Genomic DNA, 25,343 nt, shown 5'->3' on the forward strand with positions numbered 1-25,343 from the left:
TACATCCGCTGGTACAACACCGAACGCATCCACACACGGCTTGAGGGCCTGACCCCGGCTGCATACCGGGCCCAGACCCTCATGGCCTAGCCTTCAAACACCAGTCCAACAATCGGGGACCAGTTCAGATCGGACTGCGCCCCTTGCCGTGCCGGCGGTCGCGGTTCGGCTCATCGCCGGTTTGGGTTGCCTTGCGTGGATGTTTGCCATAACATCGACCTACTTAAATGTTTGGGCAGTCGTCCGTACGAGCCGCCGCGGCATGAGGTGGGAAGCGCCGCAGCGGCACGGGTCCTCGACAACCGGGGACGGCTGAGCCCCCTATCCCTTAGGAGCTCAACCCATGGAAGACAAACCCACCGTCGGTCGCGCGCGCGTGCGGCTGAGAAGAAGGGCTGCTGCGGTGTTCGCGGCGTGTGCGGCGCTGCTGGCCGCCTCGCTCGCGTTCGTGGCGGCCAACCCGGCATCGGCCGCCGCCTGCGACGCCGTGCAGTACGCCATCACCTCGCAGTGGGGGACCGGGCACAACGCAGCGGTCTCGATCAAGGCCGGATCGGACGGGATCAACGGCTGGACCGTCGAGTTCGACCTGCCGGCCGGGTCCAGCGTGCAGAACGCGTGGAACGTGGACTACACGCAGTCCGGCTCGCACTTCACCGGCGAGGACGTCGGCTGGAACGCCCAGGTCCCGCCGGGCCAGACCCGCGAGATGTTCGGGATGACCGTCACCGGGACCGGCACGATCCCCGCGAACTTCAAGGTCAACGGAGTCGCCTGCGGCGGCTCGTCCGACCCCACGGCGACGCCGACCGACGACGAGCCGACGGAGACGCCGACAGGGAACCCGCAGCAGCAGAAGCAGACCCGCACTCCCGCGTTCCTCATCGAGGCCGGCGCGGAGACCGACAACTACGTCGAGTCGGCCAACTTCACCGTCCGCTGGGGCGACGCGATCGACGCCGTCGCCTGGGGCCGGTCCCGCGGCTACGAGAACTACCCGCAATGGGTCGCGGACCACATGGAGGAGATCTACGACTTCTACGTGAACCAGGTCGGCTTCGTCAATCCGGCGAACCACGGGGTCGGGTCGAGGTACCGGATCAACCTCTACCTGTGCGGCACCTGGTCGAACGGCTTCCTGCCGCCCGCGAACTGGGCCGGCCCCGACGACATCGGGGTCGGCCACATGTGCCTGCCGTACGACAAGGTCTGGGACGACTGGGTCGAGTCGCACGAGCTCAATCACATCTTCCAGTCCTACGCCAGCGACATCAACGACGCCAACGGGAACGGCGGCGGCTGGGGCCACGGCAACCCCGTCGCCGGACCGGTGTGGGAGGCGCACGCCAACTACATGGCCCGCATGCAGCGGCCGGAGGTCGTCCTCGGATCCGGCTACTACCTCGAACGCCAGCACTTCCGCTGGCTCGCACAGGAGACCTACTACGGCGACTGGCTCATGTTCGACACCATCGCCGAACTCTACGGCGCCGAAGCCGTCGACCGCCTCTGGTTCGAGGCCAGGCAGGGCGAGCATCCGATCGACACCATCAAACGCGTCCTCCAGCTCGACCACCAGGAATTCGCCGCGCTCATCGGCGAGATGACGTCGAGGCAGGTCGTCTACGACTTCGACCAGGGCCCGGCCATGCGCTCCGACCTGTGGCGCGGCGGCGGCAGCTACCGGCCGCTCCACACCGACCCGCTCACGAGCCTCGGCTCGAACCGCTACCGGATCGGCAACGCAGACGCACCGCACCAGTACGGCCACAACATGATCCGGCTCAACCCGACCTCGTCCAGCGTCAGCGTCCAGCTCACCGGGGCCTCCGGCCTCTCGGGCGCGGACTGGCGCTTCCGCCTCGCGGCCGTCAAGGCCGACTTCTCGGTCCGCTACAGCCCGCTCATGGCACCCGGGCAGACCGCGAACTTCTCGCTCCAGAGCGGGGAGATCCACATGATGCTCGTCGTCGCCGCCACCCCGTCGGTCCACCGCAACTACACGATGTGGCAGACCGGCGTCGGCGACCCGTTCCCCTACGAACTCACGATCAACGGCGCCACACCGTCCTGATAGCACCACCTGTTCGGAGGACGCGCCGGCCGCCTCCGTCTCGCTACGGTGAACACCTCACTGCGACGAGACGGAGGCGGTGCGTCATGTACGCGGTCCTGGATGTGGAGACGACCGGCCTGTTCAACAAGGACCGGATCGTCGAGATCGCCATCGCCCACGTCGACGAGGACGGCCGCGTCCGCGAACGCTGGGAGACCCTCGTCAATCCCAAGAGAGACCTCGGACCGCAAGAGCTGCACGGGATCCGCTCCGCCGATGTCCGCAAGGCCCCGTCGTTCGAGCAGATCGCCGGCGACGTCCTCGCACTGCTCGCGGGCAAGATCCCGGTGGCTCACAACCTCGCGTTCGACGGTCGCTTCCTCGCCAACGAGTTCGCGCGTCTCGGCCACGAGCTGCCCCACCTCGCCGACTACGGAGTCTGCACCATGCAATGGGCCGGGCACTTCCTGCCCGGATCGGGCCGCAGTCTCCGCGACTGCTGCCTCGCCGCTGGCATCGCGAACGACCGGCCCCACGCGGCGATGGCGGACGTCATCGCCACCGCCGAACTGCTCGCGCTCTACCTCAACAGCATGGGTCCCGTCCCGCTCTGGTACGACCGAGGCGACCTCATCCGGAACCTGCGGTGGCCCGCGCTGCCGACCGGCCTCGCCGCACCGGTTCGCCGGGGCGCGGGGGCAGCGGCAGGCGGCGACTTCCTCGCCCGACTCGTCGACCGCGTCCCCCGCATCCCCGACCCTCCACAGGCGGACACCTATCTTGCACTCCTCGACCGGGCGCTGTTCGACCGGCACATATCGGCCACCGAAGCCGACGCGCTCGTCGAACTGGCCGCGCAGCTCGGATTCGACCGCGCGACCGCCATGGAACTCCATCGCGGCTACCTCCACGCGCTGGCGGCCGCCGCGCTCGAAGACGGCGTCGTCTCCGACGAGGAACGGCGGGACCTGGAGTGCGTCGCCGCCTTGCTGTCCCTGCCGCCGGAGGAGGTCGACGCCGCCCTGCGGCCAGGGCCCGCCCGTGCGGCCCCGGCCACCGTCCATTTCCGAATGAAGACCGGGGACCTCGTCGTTCTCACAGGTTCGTTCGCCGAATCGAAGCAGTATTGGGCGCAACGGCTCGAAACCGCTGGACTGCAGGTCGCACCGAATGTCACCAAGAAAACCGCACTGGTCGTCGCCGCCGACCCTGACTCGATGTCCGGCAAGGCGACCAAAGCGCACGAGTACGGCATCCCGGTGATCGGCGCCGAGTCCCTGGACCTGGTGCTCGCCAGGATCGCCCTCGCCGAGAGCGCCCGCTGACGGCTCGGCGTTCGGAGCCGTGCCGCGGCGGCCGACCCCGTGACGTCCACAGTGGCGTCGCTCTACCGGCGCTTCGCCGAACGTGCGCTACGGCCGCCAGGCCGGGTTGCGGCCCGTGAGGGCGATCAGGCGGTCTTGCGGGGTGGCGTCCTCGGCGGGTTCGACGGGCGGGGCGTAGATGCCTTCGCGGGCCGCCTGGTCGTCGGCGTCCTGGCCGACGAAGGCGGTCAGGACCTCGATCGTCGCGGGGGCGAGTGCGTAGGGCTGGGCGGTCGACGCGGCGAGGTCCCAGCCGTGGACGGCGACCTCGTTGAGGGCGACGAGGCCCATGATCGAGGCCGGGAAGGTCACGCCGCCCGCGGTCGCGTCGCCTTCCCACGCGGACGGTTCGGCCCAGGCGTCGGCGAGGGTCTGGAGCCGCTCGGCGAGGAGCGGGCGCCAGTCCTCCGGGGGCGTCGCGGCCGGGACCCCGGGCGGGGCGTCGTTGTGCGGACCGCGTTCGCCCCGGGCGGCGGCCGTGAACGCGAGGCACAGGCCGAGGAAGTGGTTCACGATCTGCCCGACCGTGTACCGCTCGCACGGGGTCGGGTCGGCAAGCTGCTCGTCCTTCACGCCGTCGATCAGGCCGATCACCCGGTCGGTCACGATCTTGAAGTCGACATCGGTCATGTGCACTCGCTCCTTAGGTCGGTCTCCCCGTTGAGACGACGCGGTCCGCCCGGATTCATCGCGCCGGCTCAGAGATTCGCGTCCGCGTACGCGTCCATGCCTTCCCTGAGGTACGCGGCGAGGCCCGTGGCCACGGCGTCGTACGTCGCCGTGAACGCCGGGTCGTCGGTGTAGAGGGCGCCGAGGCCCCGGTACGCCTGGGCGGTCGGAGTGGTGCCCCAGAGGCGTTCGATGAACTCGTAGTGGTCGGCCACGACCGCTTGGGCGGCAGCGGAATCGGCGGGTTCGCCGGCTTCGCGGACTTCGGCGAGGCGGCGGTGGAGCTCATCGAACTTGGTCGGGATGGCACGGCGCTCCTCCGGGGACATCGCGCGCACGGCGGCGTCACTGGCGTCGACCGCGGCGTCGCCCCAGCGGCGGCGGGCCTCGGCCTCCCATTCGGCGTGCTTGGCGGCGTCGAGCCCGTCGAACCAGGTCTCGGGTGTCATGGTCTGGTCTCCTTCGAGTTGGCGGATCGTCGCTTCAACGGTGGCGGTGAGCCGGGCGAGGCGGTCGCGCTCCTCCCGCAGCTCGGCGAGGTGCCGCTTGAGGGCCTCGGCCTCGGCGAGGCCGCCCTCCAGGATCTCGGCGATGGTGCCGAGCGGCAGGTCCAGGCGCTTGAGCAGGAGGATCCGCTGCAGGCGCAGCAGCTCGGCCTCGCGGTAGTGGCGCATCCCGCCATGACCGGTCGCGGCCGGCTGCAGCAGGCCGATCGCGTCGTAGTGGCGCAGCGTCCGCGAGGTGACCCCGGTCAGCTTCACCACTTCTGGCGTCGACCACGTGCGCATCGGTTCCCCATTCCGTCGGTAGCGTCTCGAAGGTAGTGGTTGACGCCGCGTCAACCGCAAGTTCAGGTCCGCAGCGCCGGTTCCCGGCGCAGGTACTCGCCCGGCGTGACCCCGAACGAGTCGCGGAACGCGCCGATGAACGCGCTCGGGCTCGCATAGCCGCACGCCCCCGCGATCCGCGTGACCTGATGCCCCTCCGCGAGCAGCACGAGCGCATGGTGCAGCCGGAACTGGCCGCGCCACTGCGCGAACGTCATGCCCGCCTGCTCGCGGAACAGCCGGCTCAGCGTCCGCTCCGACGCGCCCACGGCCGCACCGAGCTGCACGAGCGTGCGGCGGTCGGCCGGGTCGTCCTCCAGCAGCGCCACCACCTCGCGCAGCCGCGCATCCGGCAGCGCGGGCAGGAACCGCTGCGGAGCCTCCACTCCGCACAGCAGATCGAGCACGACCTGCTCGAGGTGGCTCCGGGTCCGCGGCTCCAGGCCCGCGTCGTCCGTCAGGCAGGTGACGGCCTCGCGCAGCAGCGGCGTGAACGCCAGGACCGAGGGACGGTCGAGGAACGGCCCGGCACCGTCGGTCGCGAACAGGACCGCCCGCATCTCGGTCGCCCCGCACGCCCGGTGCGCGTGCTCCGTCCCGGCCGGGATCCACACCCCCTGCGACGGCGGCACCACCCACACCCCCGAGGCGATGAACACCCGCAGCACGCCGCGGCGCGGGTAGATGAGCTGGTGGCCGTCGTGCCGGTGCCGTCCGATCCGCTCGAGGTGGGAGAGCGTCCGGATCGGCGAGCTCGGAATGACTTGGCCGTCGATCGACATAAGTCGGCAGAATACCGTTAGCCGGGGCCGGGGGCCATTCGGAATTCTTGGACGCCGAGGACAAGGAGACCCGCATGACCCGGACCACGCCTTCAGGTCCCATTCAGGTACCGGCGGATACCGTGGCCGGACCGCCGCCAGACCCTGGCCGGCCCGACCGACCGAACCCCGAGGAGCCGCCTTACGCACCGATGCGAGCAGAGCACTCACCCGAACCGCGGCACGGCGAACCGCCGCGATCCGGCGACACGCCCGCCTCGCCGCTGCGCCGCATGTGGCTGTGGGGCACCGCCCACGCCGTCGACGACATGTACCAGGGGCTCGTCCCCGCCTGCGTGCCCTACTTCGTCCTCGACCGCGGCTACGGCTACGTCGCCGCCACCGGGCTCACCCTCGCCGCCGCGCTCGGCGCCTCGATCCCGCAGCCGTTCTTCGGTGTCGCCGTCGACCGCCGCCGCCTCGACTGGTTCGCGCCCGCCGGGGTCGCCCTCGCGGGCGTCGGCCTCGGCCTCGCGGGGCTCGCCGGGCCGTACCCCCTGGTCCTGACCCTCATCTTCCTGTCGGGCCTCGGCGTCGCCATGTTCCACCCCGCCGCGGGCAAGGGCGCCCGGGAAGCCGCCGGCGACAGCGCCGCCGCGATGAGCTGGTTCGCCGCGGGCGGCAGCGTCGGGTTCTTCCTCGCCCCGGTCCTGGCCACACCCGCCCTCATTGCGTTCGGCGTCGGCGCCACCGCCCTGTTCATCCCGCCCGCCGTGCTCATCGCCTTCGTCATGCTGCGCAAGCACACCCGCACCTCGGCCGGCCCGCCGCAACCGAGGGAGGGCGCCGACCGCTGGGGCCCCTTCGCGGTCCTCACCGCGATCGAGGTCGTGCGATCGCTCCTGTGGGTCGGGATCATCACCTTCATCGAGCTGTACTGGATCCGCCACCTCGGCGCCGGGCACGCGGTCGCCGGGATCGCCCTGGCCGGGTTCATGCTCGGCAGCGTCATCGGCACCCTCCTGGGCGGTCGCCTCGCCGACCGCTTCGGGGCCGTCCGCACCACCCGCATCGGCGGGGTCCTCATCATTCCGCTGCTCATCCTGCTGCGGGTGGTGCCGGGGGAGTACGCGCCGCTCGTCCTGGCGCTGGCCGTCGGGATCGCGATCAACATCCCGTTCGCGGTCCTGGTGAAGCTCGCCCAGGACTACCTGCCGAGCCGTCCCGGCACCGCCGCGGGGGTCACGCTCGGCCTGGCGATGAGCGCGGGCGGCCTGTTCGCCCCGGCGTTCGGGATGATCGCCGAACGGCACGGCCCCGAAGGCGTCTTCACCGTGCTCTGCGCGGTGCCGCTGGCGGCGGTGGTGCTGGGCGTGTTCCTGAAGGCGCCCGGCCCCCGAACATGAGGAAATCACGGAAATGCTGACAGCTGCGACCTGCCGTTGTGTGATGAAATCGCCGAGCGATGCAACGATCACGAAACGTGATCGGTCGCATCGGCGTCTGGGGGTACGCCACGATGCGAGTCTGCATGAAGATCCAGATCCCGGTCGAAGCCGGGAACGATGCCATCATCAACGGGAAGATCCAGCCGGCGCTCAAGGGAATGCTCGACCGACTGCAGCCCGAGGCCGTCTACTTCTTCCCGATGGACGGGATGCGGGGCATGATGATGTTCTTCGACATGAAGGAGACATCGCAGATGCCGACGATCTCGGAGCCGCTGTTCGAGCAGCTCAATGCGAAGATCGACCTGACGCCCGCCATGAATCTGGACGACCTCATGGCAGGTCTGAAGCAGATCGACGAGAGCCGGTGACCTGACCGGGCCGATACGGCGGGGGCGGCAGGAGCCGCCCCGGGCGCCGCTCCTCGGGCGGATCGGTCGCACTCGGCTGCTTCCCGAAGCGCCCCTAGGCGTTCACTCGCGTTCGGCGAGGCCGGCGAACGTCTCGGCCTCCAGTTCGACGTAGCGGCGGGCCTTGCGGGTGAACAGCGCCTTCGCCAGCCAGGCACCGGGTCCGGTCCACTCGATCGCGAGCGAGAGCCGGGTCCCGGCGGCGGTCGCGCTCAGCTCATGCGACGCCTCGGTGCGGACGCCGGCGGCGTTCGCGACCCACGTGAAGCCGCTGCCGGGCCGCCAGTCGGTCACCTCGTACTCGGCCGCCGCGAGGCCGGGCTGGCGCACCAGGAACCGGCTGCCGACCGCCACAGGCCCCGGTGCTCCCACGCGCTCAACGGAATCCACTGTAGGCAGCATCTCGGCCCAGCGTTCGAGCTCGCCCAGGTGCGACCACACCGCGGCCGGGGTCGCGCGGACGTCGCGTTCGACGGTGATCATGCGGCACATCGTACCGATCGACGACCATCGAAGCCTCGGGTGCCGCGGACCGGTCCCGTCAGCGGCGGATCGGGCTCAGGCGAGCGCGGACCTGTTGTCCCGCAGCCACTCCGCGAAGGTGCGGGCGGGTCGGCCGAGGACCCGCTCGACGTTGTTGTTCACGGTCGCCGGGGTGTTCCCGAGGTTCGCGGCGACACCGAGGAGCGAGTCCAGGACGGCTTCGGGGAACCAGTCGGGCCGGGCGTCCAGGGCCTGTTCCCGCGTGAGCTCCTCGAGCTCGACGGGCCTGCCGAGCACTTCGGACACCTGCCGGACCGCTTCGCGCTGCGTGAGCGATTCGGGTCCGGTGATGACCAGGCTCCGGCCCCGGAACCGCTCGCGCACCAGCAGGTCGGCGGCGACTTCGGCGACGTCTCCGAGGTGGATCGGGTTGATCTGCCACTCGGGGTAGGCGAGCGATACGCGCCCGGTGCGGATCTGCTCGGCCCAGTCGCGGAACACGTTGCTGCCCAGCCAGGACGGGTAGAGCACCGTGTGCGGGAGGCCCGATTCGCGCACGGCGGCCTCGATCGCCCGGTGGTGGACGCCGATCGGGCCGGCGTGCTCGACCGGGTCGTACGAGCCGGGGGAGGAGAGCAGCACCGCGTACTCGACTCCGGCCTGCACCGCGACGTCGAGCACGCCGCTGACGTCGCCGAAGGTCGGGTAGAGGAACATCGCGCGGACGCCGTCGAGCGCGGCCTCCGCGCCGGACGGGTCGGTGAGGTCGAGCGGGACCGCTTCGACCCCTGCGGGAACCGAGAGCCCGCTGATATCGCGGCCGGAGGCGCGGACGGTGTGACCGGCTTCAGCGAGCGCGTGCACGACGCGCGAGCCGATGTTGCCGCGGGCGCCGGTCACGAGAATGGTGCCGTCGAGAATGGTCATGTCGGGTGTCGCTCCTGGTTTCGGGGCATACGGCCGCGAGGCGCGGGAGGCGTCCTCGGGTAGCATGGCGATGGAACCTATTTGCTTTGAAAGCAAAGAGTATTTGACTACAAAGGTAATCTGGAAGGCGTGCCCGTGTCAACCCAAGGCGTCGACGAATCGATCCGGGAACTGCTCCTGCTCATGCCCCGCATGGTCGGCCGCGCCAAGCGCCTGCCGGTTCCCGAGGTCGTCCGCTCGCTCGAACTGAGCCCGCGCCACCTCTCGCTCCTCGCGCTCCTGCTCTTCGACGGCCCCGCCACCGTGAACGACCTGGCCGCCCGCCTCGAGGTCGCACCCACCACCGTGAGCCTCATGGTCGGCGAACTCAGCCGCAAGGACGTCCTCGAGCGCCGCGAGGACGAGACCGACCGCCGCCGCCGCATCGTCTCCATCACCGACGCGATGCGCCCCGAGATCGAAGCCTGGCTGGCGGGCAGCGCCGCCGCCTGGCGGACCGCCCTCGCGCCCCTGACCGCGGCCGAACGCCGCACCTTCGTCGACACCCTCCTCGCCTACGAACGGGCCCTTGAAGCGAACGGCGGATCCGCTACGGATTGAGCTCCGCGGCCTCGAGCCTGGCGAAGTCGTCTTTCAGGTCCGCGAGGTTCCGGGCCACGTCATGCTCGCGGTACACGCGCTCGACCTCCTCGAACCGCTCGCGCGCGAGGGCCGTGTGCCCCAGGGCGAGCGCAACCTTTCCGAGCCCCTGCACCGCTGAAGCCGCACCGACCGCGTCGCCACCGGTCGTGAACCTCGCCTGCGCGTCCGTGAACCGCGCCTCGGCCTCGTCCAAGTCGCCCGCGGCGAGTGCGGTGTCGCCCAGTCCGAGCAGCGCAAAAGCGATGCCGTATGCGTCTCCCTCGGACTCCGACGCCTCCAGCGCCGCAGCGAACCGAGCGGCCGCGAGCGTGAACTCGCCCCGCAGGATCGCGACTCGCCCGAGCCCCCGCTCCAGGTAGACCAGACCGTGCGAGAACCCCGCCTCGCGGTACGCCGCGATGGCGGCCGTGTAGTGGCGCTCGGCCAGTTCGGCGTCCCCGCGCAGTTGCGCCACCTCGCCCAGCCCGCGCCGCGCGTTGCCGATGCCGCCGGGGTCTCCTGCGGTCTCCGAGCGCTCGAGCGCGGCCGCGTACCGCGCGGCCGCGTCGTCGAGTTGACCGCGCAGCCGCGCGACCTCGCCGAGTCCCCAGCGTGAGTGACCGGTCCGCCGGTCGTCTCCGCGTGCGATGTCGAGCCGCTCCGCATGCCGGAATCCGGCCTCCGCGTCGTCATACGCGCAGTACCGCAGACCGCGGTAGCCGAGGAAACGGCCGAGGTGCGCGTGCATCGCATCCTCGCCGCCGGTCGCCAGGAGGCGAATGGTGTCGGCCTCGGCCGTGAACCAGTCAGGGTCTTCGCCGAAGTCGCGGCCGAGCCGGTCGAGGTAGTGGTGGACGAGCGCGATCCGCGATGCGACGAGGTCGTCCTGCGCTTCCGCCAGATAGCAGCCGAAGACCCGCAGGAGGTCGTGCGACCGGTACTGGCGCAGCGCGAGCTCGGTGCTGAGCCGCTTGAGGTTCCGGTCCGCGAGGCCGGCGCGGACGAGGGCGCGCATGCGCCGTTCGGCTTCGCGGAGGCCGCAGTCCATGGCGGCCGCGAGGCTGCCGAGTGTGGCACTGGCGCCCGGGTGGGCGCCGAAGGCCCGGAACGCCTGCTGCTCTTCGGGTTCGAGGCGGTTGTACGAACCGGAGAGGCGCTCGAAGAGGTCTTGGAGGTGTCGCGGGTCGGCCTGCTGCCGGGCCTCGGACGGGTCGGGCAGATCGGCGATGACCTCTTCGATGGCGACTTCCTCACCTGCGATCTCGCGGGCGTGGGTGGCGATGAGCACGGGCATGTAGAGGTCGCGCCGGATGAGCTCGGCGACGAGTCCGGGTGGGTGGTGCGCGCCCGCCAGCCGGTGGAACATGGCGATCGCGTCGGCCTCGTCCAGGACGTCGAGGCGCAGGGTCGGTTCGTCGTCGATGCGGAGGCGGTCGCGCGTGGTCACGATCGTGAAGCAGCCGTCGCCTCTGAGGAGGAGGTCGTCGAGCTGCGCCGCGCTGTCCACGTTGTCCCAGACCATCAGGATCCGCCGGTCGGCCACGGCGGCGTGCCACCGGTCGGCGCGGGCGCGGTGGTCGAGGAGCTCAACCTCGTTGGGTGTGGCCGCACCTACGCCGACGAGGACCGTACCGAGGGCGTCGGTGCTGGTGTCGGGAACCGGGCCCCGGTAGGACGCGAAGTCGTGGAAGACGCGCCCGTCGAAGCGGTCGCGGAGGCGGTCGGCGAACGCGACTGCGAGCGCGGTCTTGCCGACGCCGCCGAACCCGCCGATCGACTGCACGACCGCGAGTCCGCCGGACTCGTCGAGGCGCGAGCGGAGTTTGTCGAGCTCGTTCCTGCGGCCGACGAAGTTCCGTCCGCTGAGCCCGGGGTTCCAGTGGTCGCGCCAGGGGCTGTCGGGGCGGCGGTCGAAGGCGGCGTCCCATTCGGTGGCGCCGTTGAAGCCGGTGACGGCGTCGACGGGGACGCCGAGCGCGGCGAGTTCGGAGAGCGGGGTGGCGAGGGCGCCGGTGGGGGCGCCGAGGCCGCGGCTGTTGTTGACGACGGCGCAGACGGCGCGGCGATCGGGGTCGATGAGCATGCCGCCTGACATGCCTTGCAGCGCATGGCCTCCCGTGAGCCACCAGAAGCCCTGGTCGTCCAGGCTCTCCCAGGTGAAGTCGACGCCGCGCAGGCGCGGCACGGACCGGTCGTTGCCGGGGTTGGGGCGGGCGGCGACGATCGCGCGCCGCCGGGCCGGGCCCGGCGGCGGGGCGGCGGCCAGGTCGAGCCGGGGGCACGGGTGGCCGTCGATGCGCCGGCCGCGGTCGTCGCGCAGTTCGATGAGCGCGAGATCGGGGCCGTCCCAGAGCCCGTCGGGGCCGGGCCGGTCGGCGGTGCGCGCGACGACCACCGCGGTGGCGGCGTTGACCTGCGGCAGTTCGGAGACGATGCGCAGGGGCCGGCCGTCATCGACGTCCTTGACGACGTGGGCGCAGGTGAGGATGAGGCCGGGCGCGGCGATGAAGCCGGAGCCGAGGAACCCGCTGCCGTCGCCGGCGCCCTGCTCGACGCGCACCGCGAAGCGGAACAGCCTCCGGTCGTCGATCCCTACGGCGGCCATCATTCGCCGCCCGGGGACGAGCTCCATTTGAGCGTGACCTTCAGGGTCGCCGCGGCGCCGCCGCTGACGAGGAGCCCGGTGAGCCTGCCGGACTTGACGTCGGCTGCCACCCCGAACTCCACTGTGGCCTCCTGCGGCTGCACCTTCGCCCACACGTCGGCGAGTTCGCCGCTGACGGCCTCGATCATGCCGCGGATGCGTTCGAAGGACTCGGGGCCGGCCTCGCCGATGGGCGTGAGCCCGCCGTCCCCGACGCCGGCTCGATCGGGGTCGTCGACGGTGTCGATGGTCTCGACGAGGAACTCGGCCTCGCCGACCTTGACCGGAACCACTTGGCGCATAAGGATCTCCGGGGGTGTGTCGGGACCTTCTACCGTAGCAATCGGACGCCACCGGCGGGGGTTCCGAGCGCCCCGGACCGTCCGGCCGGGGCGACCGCCGCCGGCTCGGGCCCGGGGCCGGTCACCGCCGCGGGGGAGCGGTCGAGTCGCGGACGACGAGCGTCGTCGCGAGCTGCACGTGGTGCGAGTCGGGGACCTTGCCCGCGGCGAGCTCGATGACCGTCCGGGCGGCGACCCGGCCCATCTGGCGCAGCGGCTGCTTGACGGTGGTGAGCGGCGGCTCCATCCACATCGCGTTGTAGGTGTCGTCGAAGCCGACGACGCTGAGGTCCCGCGGGATCTCCAGGCCGCGCCGGCGCGCGCTGCGGATGACGCCCACCGCGATGTTGTCGTTTGCGGCGAAGATCGCCGTCGGCGGGTCCGCGAGGTCGAGCATCCGGTCGGTGAGCACCGCGCCGGTCTCGGCCTCGAACTTGCCCGAACCCATGAGCGCCGGGTCGAGTTCGAGCCCGGCCGATTCGAGGGCCTCCCGGTACCCGTGCAGGCGCTCGCGCGCCGGCACCGACTGCACCGGCCCGCCCGCGAACCCGATCCTGGTGTGCCCCAAGTCGAGCAGGTGCCGCGTCGCCTGGACGCCGCCGGCCCAGTTGGTCGCGCCGAGGCTCGTCACCCGCTCGTCGAGCGGGTTGGCCGGGTCGATGACGACCAGCGGCAGGTCGGCCTGCTCGCACACGGCCATCTCCTCGGCCGTGAGCTCGGCGGTGACCACGACCAGGCCCGACGCCCCCTGCGCGGCGATCTCCTTGATCCGGTCGGCCCCGAGCGGCACCACTTGGCCGGGCCCGCCGGCCTCGAGCGAACTGGTGACCACTTCGACGTTGAGGTCCCTTGCGCCGCTGATGATCCCGTCGAGCACGTACACCGCGTACATGTTCAGGATCGTGTCGAACACGACGTGGATCGACTGGGGTCCGGGCACGTCGCGCGGCCCGGTGGTCGGGACGTAGCCGAGTTCGGCGATCGCCTCCCGGACCAGCCGCCGGGTCTCCTCGGCCACGCCGGGGCGGCCGTTGAGCACTTTGGAGGCGGTGGCCTTCGAGACGCCGGCGCGCCTGGCCACCTCGGAAAGCGTCGCGCGCGGCCGGGCCGGATCGCTCATGTGCTGCACCTCGTCCATGTCGTGTACCGGTATTCTAGCCTCGGTCCGGAAACAGTTTCCGGTGTTCCCTCCCCATCCCATTACACGTTCGCCAGATGACGTGGAGATACGATCTGATCGCTCGATCGAGGCGGTCGCGCCGCGAAAATGCCGCGGAACCGGGTCGAAACCGTTTCCGGTGCACGCACGGTACCTCGCGCGACCGGAACCGGCCGCGACACCCGGCACGTCACACACGGTTCCTATTGCGACACAAGGGACTTCACTGCTTATAATGACGCGGTCCTCCGGCGGGGCCGCCCGAACGGCGCTTCGCCGGCCCTGTCGACAGCAAGGAGACCCTGTGTCCTTCAAGGAAGGCAAGTCCGGCCGCGTGCTCGCGCGCGTGGCCGCGGTCGCGGCCGCCGCCGGCATCGGCGTCGCCGGCCTCGCCGGCCCGGCCTCGGCCGACATCACGATCCAGCAGTTCGTGGCCCTCGGCGACTCGTACGCCTCGGGCGTCGGCGCCGGCGACTACCTCGCCGACGACGGCTGCTACCGCTCCGCCAACGCGTACGGCCCCCAGGCCGCGGCCGCCCTCGGCGAGCGCCTCTGGTTCGAGGCGTGCTCGGGCGCCCGGATCGAAGACGTGGTCGCGAACCAGCTCGACCACCTCTACCGGGTCAACACCGAGCACGTCACGATCGGCGTGGGCGGCAACGACGCCGGGTTCTCGTCCGTCCTCGGCGCCTGCGCCGGGACCGACACCGCGGTGTGCGAAGCCGCGATCGCCAACGCGCGCGACATCATCACGAACTCCCTCCCGGACGAGCTCGACGACCTCTACACCATGGTCGAGAACCGGGCCTTCTCCGCCGAGATCGTCGTCGTGGGCAACCCGCGCCTGTTCAACGAGACCGCCTGCGCCGGCGCGCTGGCGATCACCCCGGCCGAGCAGGTGCTCCTGAACGACGCCGCCGACCTCCTCGCCGAGACCACCGCCGCCGTCGCGGCCGACCACGGCTTCGACTTCGCCGACCCGCGCGCGGCCTTCGAGGGCCACGGGGTCTGCTCGGCCGACCCGTGGATCCTCGGCTACACCGGCACCCTGGAGTCCTTCCACCCCAACGCCGCCGGCCAGGACGCCTACACCGAGGTCGTCCTGCCCATGCTCGACTACTAGGGCACCCTGAGCGGCGTTCGCGCGCCGCGCCGAAGGCGACGAACGGCCCGCAGGCCATCCCTGCGGGCCGTTCCCGTCCTTCCATTGGAGGCCACCGATAGTGGACGAAGGCCCATAGAATGACGGCACCGGCGGCGGGGACCCCAGCCATTCACCGCCGCGTGGCATCAAAAAGGAGACCTATGTCCGCAATCCCCCCTAAGTCCTGGCGCGGCATCCTCACGCGCGTCGCCGCGGTGGCCGCGGCCGCCGGCATCGGCGGCGCCGCGTTCGCCGGCCCGGCCTCGGCCGACTGGTGGACGCCGCGGTACGTCGCGCTCGGCGACTCCTACGTCTCCGGCGTCGGCGCCGGCGACTACGAGGACACGACCTGCTACCGCTCCGCGAACGCCTACCCGGTGCTCGCGGCCGAAGCGGTCGGCGCGCAGCTCTCGTTCGACGCCTGCTCGGGCGCCCGGGTCGAGGACGTCGTCGCCGAGCAGCTCGGCAACCTGACCTGGCGCACTCGCGAGGTCACGATCGGCGTGGGCGGCAACGACGCCGGCTTCTCGACGGTCCTCGGCGCCTGCGCCGGGACCGACACCGCGCTGTGCCAGGCCGCGATCGCGAACGCGCAGAGCATCATCACCGACTCGCTCCCGGCGGAGCTCGACGACCTCTACACCCGGGTCGAGAACCGCTCGCCGTGGGCCGACGTCACCGTCGTGGGGAACCCGCGCCTCTTCAGCGGCGCCACCTGCTCCGGCTCGCTCGCGATCACGCCGGACGAGCAGGCCCTGCTGAACGAGACCGCCGACCTCCTCGCGGACACCACCGCGAGCGTCGCCGCCGACCACGGCTTCGAGTTCGCCGACGTCCGCGACGCCTTCGTCGGACACGAGGTCTGCACCTCCGACCCGTGGATCCTCGGGTACACGGGCACCCTGGAGTCCTTCCACGCGAACGCCGCCGGCCAGGCCGCGTACGCGGAGGTCGTGACCCCGTACCTCGAGGACTGCTGAGTCCTCGGTCGACCGGCCCGCGGGGTTCCCGCGGGCCGGTCCGCTTTCCCGGGCCCGTCCTGGGAGAATCCGGGCATGCCGCGACGATCCCGAACACCCGCCCGGCCGGCCGCCTGCCCCTGCGGTTCCGGTGCGGCCTACGCCGCCTGCTGCGGCCGCTTCCACTCCGGCGCCGCGAAGGCCCCGACCGCCGAGGCCCTCATGCGCTCGCGCTACAGCGCCTTCGCCGTCGGCGACGAGGCGTACCTCCTGCGCACGTGGCATCCGGAGACCCGGCCCGAACGGCTCGACCTCGCCGCGGACGCCCGCACGTGGACCGGTCTCGAAATCCTCGAGGCGACCGGCGGGACTCCGCTCCACACGACCGGCACCGTCCGCTTCCGGGCGCACTTCACGGATGCCGACGGCCCGGGCTCGCAGACCGAGAACAGCGTGTTCGAGCGGCTGGGCGGAGACTGGCTGTATGTGGATGCGCTCGCGATCGAGTAGGTGGCGAGCCGGGCTCGGATTCGGTGTCGCCCCGGCTCTCAAGGGTGCCTGCGGTGTCCGACAGCCGGCTCGCTCTGGAGCGTCGAGTGAGTGAGGCTCGGGTTCGGTGTCGCCCCCGGCTTTCGAGCATGCCCGCGGGGTACGACAGCGAGGGTGCCCGAGGGCGAGTGGTGAATGGCGCTCGGGTTCAGTGTCGCCCCCGGCTTCGAAGATGCCCGAAGGGTGTGACAGCGGAGCTGCTTGAGGGCGGAGTGGTGAGCGGTGTTCGGGTTCGGTGTCGCCCCCGGCTTCGAAGATGCCCGAGGGGTATGACAGGCGGCGGCCCGTGCGGGCTGGAGCGCAGCCCGCTGTTCGGATCAAATCATCGAATACTTGTCGATTTGTTAACACGTGTCTAACCTCGTCGGGTGAGTTTCGACCCTCCGTCACCCGCCAAAGACCGCCGGGTGCGACGAACCCGCGCCGCCCTGCTGGGCGCCGCCATCGCGCTGGTCAGTGAGCGCGGCACCGCGAACGTGCCCGTCTCCGACATCGCGGATGCGGCCGGCGTCAGCCGCCAGCTCGTGTACCTCCACTACGGCGACCGCGACCGGCTCCTCCTCGAAGCGGCCCTCGACCTGGCCCGCCGCGAGCTGGCCGAACCGTGGCAGGCCGCCCCCGAGACGGCGGTCGGCCGCGCGAGGGCGCTCGCGATCGCCCGGCACTTCGCCGCGCACCGGGCCTTCTACTGCGCGATGTTCAACAGCGCCAGCGCATTCGCATTGAACCGGGAGGTCAGCGGTCTGCTCTCGCCACTGCGCAGCCAGGCGATGCGGCCCGGGGCGCTCCTGCCGGGGCGGCTCGGAGACGATCTGGACGCGTTCATCACCGGCGGCATCGGCGCCATCGTCTACCTGTGGGTGACCGAGGGCGAGACGCCTCTGGACGCCGAAGCGATGGCCGACCGCCTCGTGGCGGTCGGCGACCTCCTCAACACCGCTCTGGAACACCTTCCGGCGGTCTCGGCCGACTAGCGCCGATCCACCGGAACGGTGGTCATCCGATCCGTTCGCAGCTCGCCGCGTCGTCGGACCTCCGGTGGCGACACCGGTGCCGGCAGGCGCTCCCCTCCTGAGGCGAGCCGACGAAGGCGCCCGGATACCGTCCCGCCCTGCCACCCCTGAAGCGAGCCGCCGGACTCGGCACCGCCCCGGCCGACCACCGGACCGACGCCATGGACCGGTCCTAACCCTTTGCGACCTTCTCGAGGTCGGCGATGACCTCGGCGAGGGCGACCGGGTCGATCGCGTCCGCCGGGAAGTGGACCCCCTCGACGACCTGGACGGCTTCGGCGTCGAAGCGCGGCCCGCCGCCGAAACCGGGCGAGATCGCGACCGCGACGGCGCCGCCCGGGACGGGCCGCTTGAGCATGGTCGTCCAGTTCTCCACGCGCACCGCGCCCCAATGGCCGCGGGTGAGGCCGTGCAGGGGCCCGGTCGTCGCTTTGCGCCCTTCGAACCTGGTCAGCCGTCCGGCCTCCGTCTCGGCGGCGGTCGCCGTGTGGGCGGCCCGGCCGAGCTGGTCGAACGGCTGGAGCAGCTCGTAGTCGGCGAAGCACCGCACCCACGCGGGAAGCGCGTCGCCGAGGAGCACCGGATGCGAGATCCGGACCAGGGCGTCGTCGGGGAGCTCGATCGCGTCGTCGTCGACATCGGCGAAGGTGCGGTCCTCGGCGAGGCGGAACGCGACCGGCCCGGCCTGCCACACCAGCCGCCGCACCAGCTCCCACAGCAGCGGGTGGCCGGCGAGATGGCGCCGGAACTCGCCGACGGACCAGGTGCGGCCGTCGACCATCGCCTTCTCGAGGCGCTTGACCTGCTCCGCGGTGACCGACGCGGGGCCCTGCTCGGGCACGAGTCGGTCGGCGAGCTGCTCGGCGTCCAGTCCCAGGTCCGCGGCGACGAGCGCGACATGCTCGGTCGCGGCGGCCTTGACCGCCTTCGACCCGCGGAACCGGGAGAGGCGGTGGACGGCGCGCAGCGCGTCCTCGGATTCGATCGCGCCGAGCACGTCGAGGCCGTTGAGCGCCCGCTTCGAGAGGCGCTTGTCGGGCCAGGCGCGGACGCACGCTTCGAGGCGCTCGACCGTGCCGGCGTCGGCGAAGCGGGCGAGCTGGGTCAGCGCCCACGAGTCCTTCGAGGGACCGTCGTTGATCTCCCAGGCCTCGAAGACCGCCCACGAGAACGCGCCCAGGCTCACGGGGTCGCAGTGCTCCTTGACGATGTCGATGCCCGCGTAGGGGATCGCGAGCGAATCGACCGCCATCGCCGCGACGACGTGCTCCACGGCCTCCCGCGGCAGCCGACCGCCGCCGCGCAGCAGCACCGGCACGCCGAGGACCGGCTCGGCCCACTCGGGGACCTTCGGCGCCTTGCGCCCGTCGAGTTCGAGCGGGTCCGCGGCGACGACCTCGGCGACCGCCGCGCAGGCGGCCTCGCCGTACGGTGCGGCGGCCGCGATCACGGCCTCGTTCCCGAAGCGGCGCGCGACGTCGCGGAGCACCGCCTCCGCGGCCTTCCGCTGCCTGCCCGCCTTGCCGATCGCGTCGGGCGCGAGCCACAGGGCCGCGTCGAGGCCGTGGCGGTCGAGCCAGTCGCGGACACTGACGCGGGCCGGCCGCAGCCGCACGAACCAGTCCGCGGCGAGCCGCGCCGCCTCGACCCCGGCGAGCGGCGGCAGCGCACGGTGCAGCTTCGGGTACTTCGCGAGCGTCCGCACCTCCTCGGCCGGGTCGCCGGTGCCGGCCGTCCGCCGCAGGTACCCCTCGGCCGCCTCGCGCCACGCCTCCTGCTCCCCGTCCCGCCAGCGCAGCCCGGTGCCGCCGATCGGCCCCACCTCGACCACGGTCTTCTTCCGCTTGGCGCCCTTGCGTTTCCACGGCGGGTTCGCCAGGAACTCCGGCAGGTTCCCGGCCTCCGGAGGTGCGTCGGCACGGGAGGCGCCGCCGTGCCGCAGGAGCAGCCCGATCGCCTCGCGCACGGGAGCGTCCGCGACCTCGAGCGCGGCGCCGAGCAGCGGCTCGGTCGCGACCAGGTGCGCGAACCGGGCGCGCAGCGGCGGGTCCGCCTCGTCGGCGATGCGGGCGATGATCCGCAGCGTCCGGCGCGGGAAGCGCTCGGCCGCGTCCCGCGCGAGCGGGAACGTCCGCTCGATGATCATGTTGCGCAGCAGGTACTCCACGGCGCCGTCGTGCGGGAGCCCGGCGAGCACCTCGTGCATCGACGCCTTCCCCTGGTACTCGCGGCCGATCCGGGGCACGGAGGCGAGCAGGAACGGAGCGCTCGCGGCGCCGAACGCCTCGACGAGCGAGCCGATCGAGGACGAATGCCCGCTCCGGTTCGGCAGGGAGTCGATGCCGAGCGCGGCGAGCTGGTCGAGCGAGGACACCGTGGCCGCGAGCATCTCCTCCGCGGACCGGGACCACGAGTCCCGGTCGGGCCACTCGGCGCAGACCTCCTCGACCCAGTCCCGCTCGGTCGGCATCATGAAGGCCCGGACCAGGCGCTGGCGGTGGTTGCGGCCCCTGGGTTCGAACAGCTCCCGGTACCGGAGGTACTCGGCCTCGGGCATCGCCGCCAGCAGCGTGCGCACGGCGGTCGCCTCCGGGCCGTGGCCCCACTCGTCGCCTGCGGGTCGCGCCGGAGCGAACTGGACTGCGGGCGATTCTCCTCTGGTGTCGGCGATCCAGAGCGCCAGCGGCCTCCCCGACCGCTCGCCGACGATTCTGATCGCGGCCTGCTCCAAGGCCGCGCAGGCCGCGAACTCGGTCCCGTGTTCGAGGATCCAGGCGTCGAACTGCCGGTAGTGGGGGGTCACGGGCCAGAGCCGGGTGAGCGCGGCGGCGGTCTCGAAGGCGGCCGCCGCGCCGAGCGGGTCGGGCTCCCCGTCGAGGTACGCGCGGAGCGCCGCGGCGACGGCGGGATCGCTCGCCTGAGCCTCGGCCGCGGCACGGATCTCCTCGGCGCGGAGACCCTGCACGTGCCGCCAGTACCCGAGCATGTCCTCGCGCGGCACGTACGCCTTCGCGGACGGGAACCCGTGCCTCGGCGAAGGGTCGATGGCCAGCGAGCCGCGGTAGTCCAGGTACGGCCTCGCAGGGTCGGGGTCTTCGTGCGGCAGGTGCGGTGCTTCGGTCATGGGGGACATTCTGGCCACCGCATGCTCATTCCACTGTGTCCGGTCCGCCTTGCCGCGCCTGCTCCCACGGACCGGTCCGCTCGATCGTGTGTCGCCGGTCGGCGCTTCCTGCCGAGACTTCTCATGCTCTGTCGCCCTCGTGCTCCCGGCCTGTTCGCCTCCCGCTGCTCCCTCGCCTCGGGTCCCCTCGCAGGTTCAGCCGCCTCGCACTCAGCCCTGCCCGCCGCTCTGCGCTCCCTCCCCGCGGGCCTCTTGCGAGGCTTTGCCGTCCTCACGGCCCCGGGCTCCGGCCGCCGAACGGTGCCTGCTCCCGTTCCCCGGGGTGTCTGGCGCGCTTCGCCGTCATCGCCGCCCCGGACTCCGGCCGCCTTCCAACGCTCCCGTTCCCCGGGCCCTTTCGCCCGCTCAGCGCCCTTGTATTCCGGCCATGTCCGCCCGCGACCCGTCAACCGCTCTGCTCATCCGCGAGCGGCTCCAGCACCCGGTTGTGCAGCCGATCGAACACCATCGAAGTCTGGAACCGCGCCACCTCCGGCCGGGTGGCGAGGCGGTCGACCAGGAACGCGTGCAGCCGCTCGGTGTCCTCCACCGCCACGTGCAGCACGACGTCGCTCCCGCCCGACACCACGAACAGCGTCACCACCTCCGGCCACGCCCCCACGGTCTCCCGGAACGTCTCGTAGATCGACCGCTGGTGCCGCCCGAGCTGCACCGACACGAGCGCTTCCGCATTGCGGCCCAACGCCTTCAGGTCCACATCGGCGCCGTAGCCGCGGATCACGCCGCGGCGCGTCAGCGCCCGGACCCGCTCCAGGGCGGTCGAGGGCGCCACGCCCAGCCGCCTCGCCAGTTCCCGGTTCGAGAGCCGCGCATCCGACTGGAGGAGGCGCACGATCGACGCGTCGAGTTCGTCCATCCACGGATTATCGCCCCCATTCCGGCCGAACGTTCGGCAGGACCCCGATTCAGCCGATCAGGCGTCTAGCGTTGATCGACATGACCGCCCGTTCCTCCACCGGCTCCCTCGGCACCGCCCGCGGGACCGCCCTCTACCTCGGGGCCATCCTCGGCCCCGGCGTGCTCGCCCTCCCCGGCCTGGCCGCCGCCGCGGCCGGCCCGGCCGCGATCGTCGCCTGGGTCGCGCTCCTGCTCCTGTCGATCCCCGTCGCCGCCACGTTCGCCGAACTCGCCGCGCGCCGCCCCGACGCCGGCGGCGTCGCCACCTTCACCCGCGCCGCCTTCGGCGACAAGGCCGCCGCCGTCTGCGGCTGGTGGTTCTACAGCGTGATCCCCGTCGGCGCCAGCTCGGCCGCGCTCGTGGGCGCCGCCTACATCGCCGACGCGGCCGGACTCGGCCAGAACGCCGCCATCGCCATCGCCGCCGCCCTGCTCGCGACCGCGTTCGCCGCCAACCACATCGGCCTGCGCCTCTCCGGCGGCGCCCAGCTGGTCCTCATGGGACTCCTCGCGGCCCTGCTCGCCGTCGCGTGCGCAGCGGCGCTCCCGCACTTCGACCCGGCGAACCTGACGCCGTTCGCGCCCGCCGGCATCCCGGGGATCCTCTCGGCCGCCGCGGTCCTGTTCTACGCGTTCTCCGGCTGGGAGGCCGCCAGCCACCTCTCGGGCGAGTTCACCGACCCCGCACGGCAACTGCGACGGGTCACGGCCCTCGCCCTGGCGGTCGTCGCCGCGATCTACCTGGCGCTCGCGACCGCGACGGCGGGCGTCCTCGGCGCCTCCGCGGGCGCGACGGCCACGCCGCTCACGGACCTCCTCGCGTTCGGGTTCGGCCCGGCCGCGGCGCCGCTGACGGCCGTGTGCGCGGCGCTGCTCAGCCTCGGCGCGATGAACACGTTCATCGCCGGCGCGTCCCGACTGGGCGCGGCCCTCGCCCGCGACGGCGCGATGCCCGCGCCGCTCGCGAAAGGCCACGAACCGGGCCGCACCCCGCACCGAAGCCTCCTGCTGCTCGCCGCGCTCACCGGGACCGCGTTCGCCGCGTGCACCGCGCTCGGCCTCGGCCTCGACCAGCAGATGCGCGCGACCTCGGCCGTCCTCGCCGCCGTCACCGTCCTCGCGTGCGCCTCGGCCGTCCGCCTCCTGACCGGCCGGGCCCGGGGATGGGCCCTGTTCGCCACGGCCTGCACGGCCGCGATCGCGACCGCCCTGACCTGGTACCTGGTGCTGCCCTTGCTCATCGCGGGCCTCGCACTCGGCTACCTGCGCCTGAAGCGCCGCAGGATGCCACCGGTTCCCGTTGCACCCGAGCAGGAACCGGGGCTCGAACCGGCTGAGGCCCGGACCTAGGGTCCAGACTCAGGGACGCTCCGGCGCCGGCCGAGACATGGCGGCAGCCGCAAGCCGGGCGGCTCAACCGAACGGGACGACTCGTCCGCGCCCGGTGCCGCGGCGGTCTCCAATGCCCACTGCGCCTTCGCGAACGGGAACAAACGGCCGCCGGTCCGCCCTCAAAGCGGCCGACCCGACCGCACCGCGTCGGTCCGCCCTCAAACGGCCGACCCGACCGACCGGGGCCGGGTTCCGGGCTCGGGAACGAACGCTCACCGCGGACCGCGCAGGTGCCGCCGCGCCGTCATCAGCGCGAAACCGAGGAGGTTCTGGCCCCGCCACGTCCGCGGATCGGCCGCGAGCGGATCGCCGGCCGCGAGGCCGATGCCCCACACCGAGTCGTCCGGACTCGCCCCCACCAGGACCCGGTCGCCGGTCGACAGCAGGAAGTTCCGCAGCTCGCCGCGCTGGCCGAACTTCGCGATGCTGCCGCGCACCGCGATCGGGAACCGGTGCCGCTCCCAGACCGACAGATCGAAGTCCGTCACCGTCCGCCCGATCGCCCGCGCCCGCTCGGGGTCGTCGTCGGCGAGGATCGCCGCCGCGGCCAGCTCGTCCTCGAACAGCATCGCCTTCGACCACATCATGTAGTGCTCGGCCGTCGCGAAGCGCCGCCCGCCGACCCGGACCGGCGCGGGCCACCACTGGTCCAGGCAGCCCGGCGCGAGCCGCCCACCATGGGTCTTCACGTGGTCCCAGAAGAACAGGAACTCGCTCTCCGGGTCGGCCTCCGGCCCCGCCTGCGGCACCACGGGTGCCGGGGCCGCGTCCTTCTCGGGCCGCCGCTGGAACGGGCTCCACGGCTGCGGCCGCACCGGCTCCTCGGCCTCTGCGGCGGACGGCGCGGCCGGAGGCGGCGCGAACGGCAGCTCCGCCTCCGGCGGCTCGTCCGGCGTGAACCCGTCGACCAGCGCGTCCAGCTCCCCGTCGTCGTACCGCTGCTGGAGCACCCGCAGCGACTCGCACGAGTCGAGCAGGCCCCGGCTCGCGCAGCTCAGCGCGTCGGCCACGTGCAGCGACTCCACGAACGCCGCGATCGCATTGGCGCGCATCGTCTCCGCGTCCGTCGCCAGCGCCTCCGCCAACCGCTCCGCGGTCCGGAACGTGCAGTACCCGGCGAGCTGCGGGAACGGCTGCGGCGCCCCTGCGGCCATGAACCCGGCCGTGACGATCCACCGGACCGTCCCCGCGACCAGGTTCGGATTCCCGGCCACGTTCGCGGCCTCCTCCGCGGCCTTCGCGAAATGCCCGAGGTGGCCGTGGCCTTCCATCGGCTCCGCCGCGGCCGTCAGCAGTCCCTTCAGCTCGTCGGCGAGCCGGTCGATGCCGACCGCCGGCGGCTCCGCCGCGGACCGCGGCCCCGGCTCCTCGGGGCCGAGGTCGAGACCTTCGAGATCGGTCATGTAGTACAGCGTCCACGCCCGACCGGTCGGGGTCGGTTCCGGCTCGGGGAGCGGACCGCCGTCGGAGGTCGGCGGCGTCGCACCGCCGGAGTCACTCGGGGGCATCGCTTCAGCTTGTCAGTCCGAGCGCCGCGAGGCAATCGCCCGCGGGCCGCGTTCTTCCCGCACCGGCGGCGCGTCGGTACGATGAGGACGGGTCACAAGGAGCATCCATGTCATCAGCCGAGCTCAAAGCGATCGCCATGCTGCTCAGGGAGCGCAACGCCATCGACGAGCGCATCGCCGACCTCGTCGGGCGGCCCGTCGTCCACGGCCACCTCTCCGACTGGATCGCCGCCCAGATCTTCGACATCGAGCTCGAACCGGACGCCGGCAAGGCCGTCGACGGCTTCTTCCGCAGCGGCCCTCTCGCCGGCGCCACCGTCAACATCAAGCACTACACCCGCCAGCAGGGCATGCTCGACATGACCGACGACGCCGACCTCGACACCTACCTGGTCATGACCGGCCCGCGCGGCTCCGGCGGCATCCACCGCCCCTGGTCCATCGAGCACGTGTACCTCTTCGACGCCCAGGGCCTCTACGACACCCTCCGTGCCGAGATGCGCCGCATCGGCGTCGCCACCAGCGTCCGCGCCGAGTACTGGCACCAGGCCGAGATCCATCCCGTCTCCCGCAACGCCGGCTTCCCGCTCTCCGCGGAGCAGACCGCCGCGCTCGAGGAGTTCCGCGCCGGCGCCTGAACCAGGCGCTTCTGCGGCTCTCAGTCCGGCCCGAGGGCCCCTATGGTGAAGGGGCGCAATGCGACGCGGGGTGGGCCGGCCGAGCCCTTCGGTGTGCCCCGTCCGTGGCGGATGTCTGCGTCCACATGATCGCCGGCGGCGTCCCCGCGGGACCGCGAACCGGTCGTCGCCGGACCGGTCCGTCCCGCTCATCGCCCTGCCGCAAGAACGCCTCGTGTCCGCTTCTTGACCGCTCGTCCGGTTTCCAGGATGACCTGGGCTTCGATTCGTTTGGTCTGCGCCGCAATGCGCAGGGTGGTCATGGCCGGTTGCCGCGTTTGCCGTTAGGATTCGGGGCACTGCCGGGTGA

23 protein-coding genes are annotated in these 25,343 nt (G+C 72.1%); 12 read left to right on the forward strand and 11 right to left on the reverse strand.

What is annotated here, in order from left to right; genetic code table 11:
* Positions 1–3: 3 nt before the first annotated feature.
* From GFD30_RS21105 to GFD30_RS26400, 3 genes are all read left to right on the forward strand, one after another.
* The gene (locus GFD30_RS21105) at positions 4–90 is read left to right on the forward strand and encodes an IS3 family transposase (RefSeq protein WP_322633022.1); all 87 of its coding nucleotides are present in this window, start codon (positions 4–6) and stop codon (positions 88–90) included.
* A gap of 253 nt (positions 91–343) precedes the next feature.
* Positions 344–2,074: a DUF6055 domain-containing protein gene (locus GFD30_RS21110; RefSeq protein WP_153027153.1), complete on the forward strand. Its 1,731-nt coding sequence runs from the start codon at positions 344–346 to the stop codon at positions 2,072–2,074.
* Positions 2,075–2,160: 86 nt separating this feature from the next.
* A complete protein-coding gene (locus tag GFD30_RS26400) occupies positions 2,161–3,381 on the forward strand; it encodes an exonuclease domain-containing protein (protein WP_194202051.1) in 1,221 nt (406 codons plus the stop codon).
* An 87-nt stretch (positions 3,382–3,468) separates the two neighbouring features.
* Here GFD30_RS26400 and GFD30_RS21120 read toward each other — a convergent pair whose 3' ends face one another.
* The 3 genes from GFD30_RS21120 to GFD30_RS21130 form a co-directional block, all read right to left on the reverse strand.
* Complete coding sequence (locus GFD30_RS21120) at positions 3,469–4,050, reverse strand: TIGR03086 family metal-binding protein (RefSeq protein ID WP_153027154.1); 582 nt, start codon at positions 4,048–4,050, stop codon at positions 3,469–3,471.
* Between the two features lie 68 nt (positions 4,051–4,118).
* Positions 4,119–4,877 carry a MerR family transcriptional regulator gene (locus GFD30_RS21125; RefSeq protein ID WP_153027155.1) on the reverse strand — a complete coding sequence of 253 codons (759 nt, stop codon included), beginning with the start codon at positions 4,875–4,877 and terminating at the stop codon, positions 4,119–4,121.
* 62 nt (positions 4,878–4,939) lie between these two features.
* Positions 4,940–5,698 carry an AraC family transcriptional regulator gene (locus GFD30_RS21130; protein WP_153027156.1) on the reverse strand — a complete coding sequence of 253 codons (759 nt, stop codon included), beginning with the start codon at positions 5,696–5,698 and terminating at the stop codon, positions 4,940–4,942.
* Positions 5,699–5,889: 191 nt separating this feature from the next.
* On the opposite strand from GFD30_RS21130, the gene GFD30_RS21135 reads away from it, so the two are divergent.
* Both GFD30_RS21135 and GFD30_RS21140 read left to right on the forward strand, forming a co-directional pair.
* Complete coding sequence (locus tag GFD30_RS21135) at positions 5,890–7,083, forward strand: MFS transporter (protein ID WP_153027157.1); 1,194 nt, start codon at positions 5,890–5,892, stop codon at positions 7,081–7,083.
* Positions 7,084–7,160: 77 nt separating this feature from the next.
* A complete protein-coding gene (locus tag GFD30_RS21140) occupies positions 7,161–7,496 on the forward strand; it encodes a hypothetical protein (protein ID WP_153027158.1) in 336 nt (111 codons plus the stop codon).
* A 102-nt stretch (positions 7,497–7,598) separates the two neighbouring features.
* Here GFD30_RS21140 and GFD30_RS21145 read toward each other — a convergent pair whose 3' ends face one another.
* Entirely contained in the window at positions 7,599–8,018 is a 420-nt protein-coding gene (locus GFD30_RS21145) for an SRPBCC family protein (RefSeq protein ID WP_194202052.1), read from the reverse strand.
* 75 nt (positions 8,019–8,093) lie between these two features.
* Positions 8,094–8,945: an NAD(P)H-binding protein gene (locus GFD30_RS21150; RefSeq protein WP_153027160.1), complete on the reverse strand. Its 852-nt coding sequence runs from the start codon at positions 8,943–8,945 to the stop codon at positions 8,094–8,096.
* A 183-nt stretch (positions 8,946–9,128) separates the two neighbouring features.
* On the opposite strand from GFD30_RS21150, the gene GFD30_RS21155 reads away from it, so the two are divergent.
* Complete coding sequence (locus GFD30_RS21155) at positions 9,129–9,545, forward strand: MarR family transcriptional regulator (protein ID WP_153027187.1); 417 nt, start codon at positions 9,129–9,131, stop codon at positions 9,543–9,545.
* Here the strand turns inward: GFD30_RS21155 and GFD30_RS21160 are convergent.
* From GFD30_RS21160 to GFD30_RS21170, 3 genes are all read right to left on the reverse strand, one after another.
* Positions 9,535–12,198 (reverse strand): tetratricopeptide repeat protein, encoded by a 2,664-nt coding sequence (locus tag GFD30_RS21160; protein ID WP_153027161.1) that lies wholly within the window; start codon positions 12,196–12,198, stop codon positions 9,535–9,537. The two genes, GFD30_RS21155 and GFD30_RS21160, sit on opposite strands and share 11 nt — an antisense overlap.
* Positions 12,171–12,512 (reverse strand): CU044_2847 family protein, encoded by a 342-nt coding sequence (locus GFD30_RS21165; protein WP_153027162.1) that lies wholly within the window; start codon positions 12,510–12,512, stop codon positions 12,171–12,173. Before GFD30_RS21165 ends, GFD30_RS21160 begins: the two co-directional genes overlap by 28 nt.
* 121 nt (positions 12,513–12,633) lie before the next feature.
* A complete protein-coding gene (locus GFD30_RS21170) occupies positions 12,634–13,689 on the reverse strand; it encodes a LacI family DNA-binding transcriptional regulator (protein WP_227996781.1) in 1,056 nt (351 codons plus the stop codon).
* Positions 13,690–14,014: 325 nt separating this feature from the next.
* Between GFD30_RS21170 and GFD30_RS21175 the strand changes: the two genes are divergently transcribed.
* The 4 genes from GFD30_RS21175 (at position 14,015) to GFD30_RS21190 (ending at position 17,336) form a co-directional block, all read left to right on the forward strand.
* On the forward strand, positions 14,015–14,833 hold the full coding sequence (locus GFD30_RS21175) for an SGNH/GDSL hydrolase family protein (protein ID WP_194202053.1): 819 nt from the start codon (positions 14,015–14,017) through the stop codon (positions 14,831–14,833).
* Between the two features lie 182 nt (positions 14,834–15,015).
* Complete coding sequence (locus GFD30_RS21180) at positions 15,016–15,834, forward strand: SGNH/GDSL hydrolase family protein (protein ID WP_194202054.1); 819 nt, start codon at positions 15,016–15,018, stop codon at positions 15,832–15,834.
* 75 nt (positions 15,835–15,909) lie between these two features.
* Positions 15,910–16,323 (forward strand): YchJ family protein, encoded by a 414-nt coding sequence (locus GFD30_RS21185; RefSeq protein WP_153027165.1) that lies wholly within the window; start codon positions 15,910–15,912, stop codon positions 16,321–16,323.
* 446 nt (positions 16,324–16,769) lie between these two features.
* The gene (locus tag GFD30_RS21190) at positions 16,770–17,336 is read left to right on the forward strand and encodes a TetR/AcrR family transcriptional regulator (protein ID WP_322633473.1); all 567 of its coding nucleotides are present in this window, start codon (positions 16,770–16,772) and stop codon (positions 17,334–17,336) included.
* A gap of 211 nt (positions 17,337–17,547) precedes the next feature.
* Here GFD30_RS21190 and GFD30_RS21195 read toward each other — a convergent pair whose 3' ends face one another.
* Together GFD30_RS21195 and GFD30_RS21200 are read right to left on the reverse strand one after the other, a co-directional pair.
* Positions 17,548–20,499 carry a DUF4132 domain-containing protein gene (locus tag GFD30_RS21195; protein ID WP_153027166.1) on the reverse strand — a complete coding sequence of 984 codons (2,952 nt, stop codon included), beginning with the start codon at positions 20,497–20,499 and terminating at the stop codon, positions 17,548–17,550.
* 445 nt (positions 20,500–20,944) lie between these two features.
* The gene (locus tag GFD30_RS21200; RefSeq protein WP_153027167.1) at positions 20,945–21,415 is read right to left on the reverse strand and encodes an Lrp/AsnC family transcriptional regulator; all 471 of its coding nucleotides are present in this window, start codon (positions 21,413–21,415) and stop codon (positions 20,945–20,947) included.
* Positions 21,416–21,495: 80 nt separating this feature from the next.
* Here GFD30_RS21200 and GFD30_RS21205 point away from each other — a divergent pair, with 80 nt between their 5' ends.
* Positions 21,496–22,806, forward strand: a complete 1,311-nt coding sequence (locus tag GFD30_RS21205; RefSeq protein ID WP_153027168.1) for an APC family permease — start codon at positions 21,496–21,498, stop codon at positions 22,804–22,806.
* Positions 22,807–23,060: 254 nt separating this feature from the next.
* Here the strand turns inward: GFD30_RS21205 and GFD30_RS27235 are convergent, their stop codons facing one another.
* On the reverse strand, positions 23,061–24,356 hold the full coding sequence (locus tag GFD30_RS27235) for an NADAR family protein (protein ID WP_227996785.1): 1,296 nt from the start codon (positions 24,354–24,356) through the stop codon (positions 23,061–23,063).
* Positions 24,357–24,463: 107 nt separating this feature from the next.
* On the opposite strand from GFD30_RS27235, the gene GFD30_RS21215 reads away from it, so the two are divergent.
* Positions 24,464–24,994 (forward strand): hypothetical protein, encoded by a 531-nt coding sequence (locus GFD30_RS21215; RefSeq protein WP_194202055.1) that lies wholly within the window; start codon positions 24,464–24,466, stop codon positions 24,992–24,994.
* Positions 24,995–25,343 lie beyond the last annotated feature (349 nt).

The sequence above is a fragment of the Glycomyces albidus genome (assembly GCF_009451885.1).
Lineage (GTDB): Bacteria > Actinomycetota > Actinomycetes > Mycobacteriales > Micromonosporaceae > Glycomyces > Glycomyces albidus.

Bases quoted from the DNA above. Each gene is read 5' to 3' on its own strand.
- GFD30_RS21215 (WP_194202055.1), top strand. From the start codon at position 24,464: ATGTCATCAGCCGAGCTCAAAGCGATCGCCATGCTGCTCAGGGAGCGC.
- GFD30_RS21130 (WP_153027156.1), bottom strand. From the start codon at position 5,698: ATGTCGATCGACGGCCAAGTCATTCCGAGCTCGCCGATCCGGACGCTC.
- GFD30_RS21145 (WP_194202052.1), bottom strand. From the start codon at position 8,018: ATGATCACCGTCGAACGCGACGTCCGCGCGACCCCGGCCGCGGTGTGG.
- GFD30_RS21185 (WP_153027165.1), top strand. From the start codon at position 15,910: ATGCCGCGACGATCCCGAACACCCGCCCGGCCGGCCGCCTGCCCCTGC.
- GFD30_RS21170 (WP_227996781.1), bottom strand. From the start codon at position 13,689: ATGGACGAGGTGCAGCACATGAGCGATCCGGCCCGGCCGCGCGCGACG.
- GFD30_RS21180 (WP_194202054.1), top strand. From the start codon at position 15,016: ATGTCCGCAATCCCCCCTAAGTCCTGGCGCGGCATCCTCACGCGCGTC.
- GFD30_RS21205 (WP_153027168.1), top strand. From the start codon at position 21,496: ATGACCGCCCGTTCCTCCACCGGCTCCCTCGGCACCGCCCGCGGGACC.
- GFD30_RS21200 (WP_153027167.1), bottom strand. From the start codon at position 21,415: ATGGACGAACTCGACGCGTCGATCGTGCGCCTCCTCCAGTCGGATGCG.
- GFD30_RS21120 (WP_153027154.1), bottom strand. From the start codon at position 4,050: ATGACCGATGTCGACTTCAAGATCGTGACCGACCGGGTGATCGGCCTG.
- GFD30_RS21160 (WP_153027161.1), bottom strand. From the start codon at position 12,198: ATGGAGCTCGTCCCCGGGCGGCGAATGATGGCCGCCGTAGGGATCGAC.
- GFD30_RS21125 (WP_153027155.1), bottom strand. From the start codon at position 4,877: ATGCGCACGTGGTCGACGCCAGAAGTGGTGAAGCTGACCGGGGTCACC.
- GFD30_RS27235 (WP_227996785.1), bottom strand. From the start codon at position 24,356: ATGCCCCCGAGTGACTCCGGCGGTGCGACGCCGCCGACCTCCGACGGC.
- GFD30_RS21150 (WP_153027160.1), bottom strand. From the start codon at position 8,945: ATGACCATTCTCGACGGCACCATTCTCGTGACCGGCGCCCGCGGCAAC.
- GFD30_RS21110 (WP_153027153.1), top strand. From the start codon at position 344: ATGGAAGACAAACCCACCGTCGGTCGCGCGCGCGTGCGGCTGAGAAGA.
- GFD30_RS21155 (WP_153027187.1), top strand. From the start codon at position 9,129: ATGCCCCGCATGGTCGGCCGCGCCAAGCGCCTGCCGGTTCCCGAGGTC.
- GFD30_RS21195 (WP_153027166.1), bottom strand. From the start codon at position 20,499: ATGACCGAAGCACCGCACCTGCCGCACGAAGACCCCGACCCTGCGAGG.
- GFD30_RS26400 (WP_194202051.1), top strand. From the start codon at position 2,161: ATGTACGCGGTCCTGGATGTGGAGACGACCGGCCTGTTCAACAAGGAC.
- GFD30_RS21165 (WP_153027162.1), bottom strand. From the start codon at position 12,512: ATGCGCCAAGTGGTTCCGGTCAAGGTCGGCGAGGCCGAGTTCCTCGTC.
- GFD30_RS21135 (WP_153027157.1), top strand. From the start codon at position 5,890: ATGCGAGCAGAGCACTCACCCGAACCGCGGCACGGCGAACCGCCGCGA.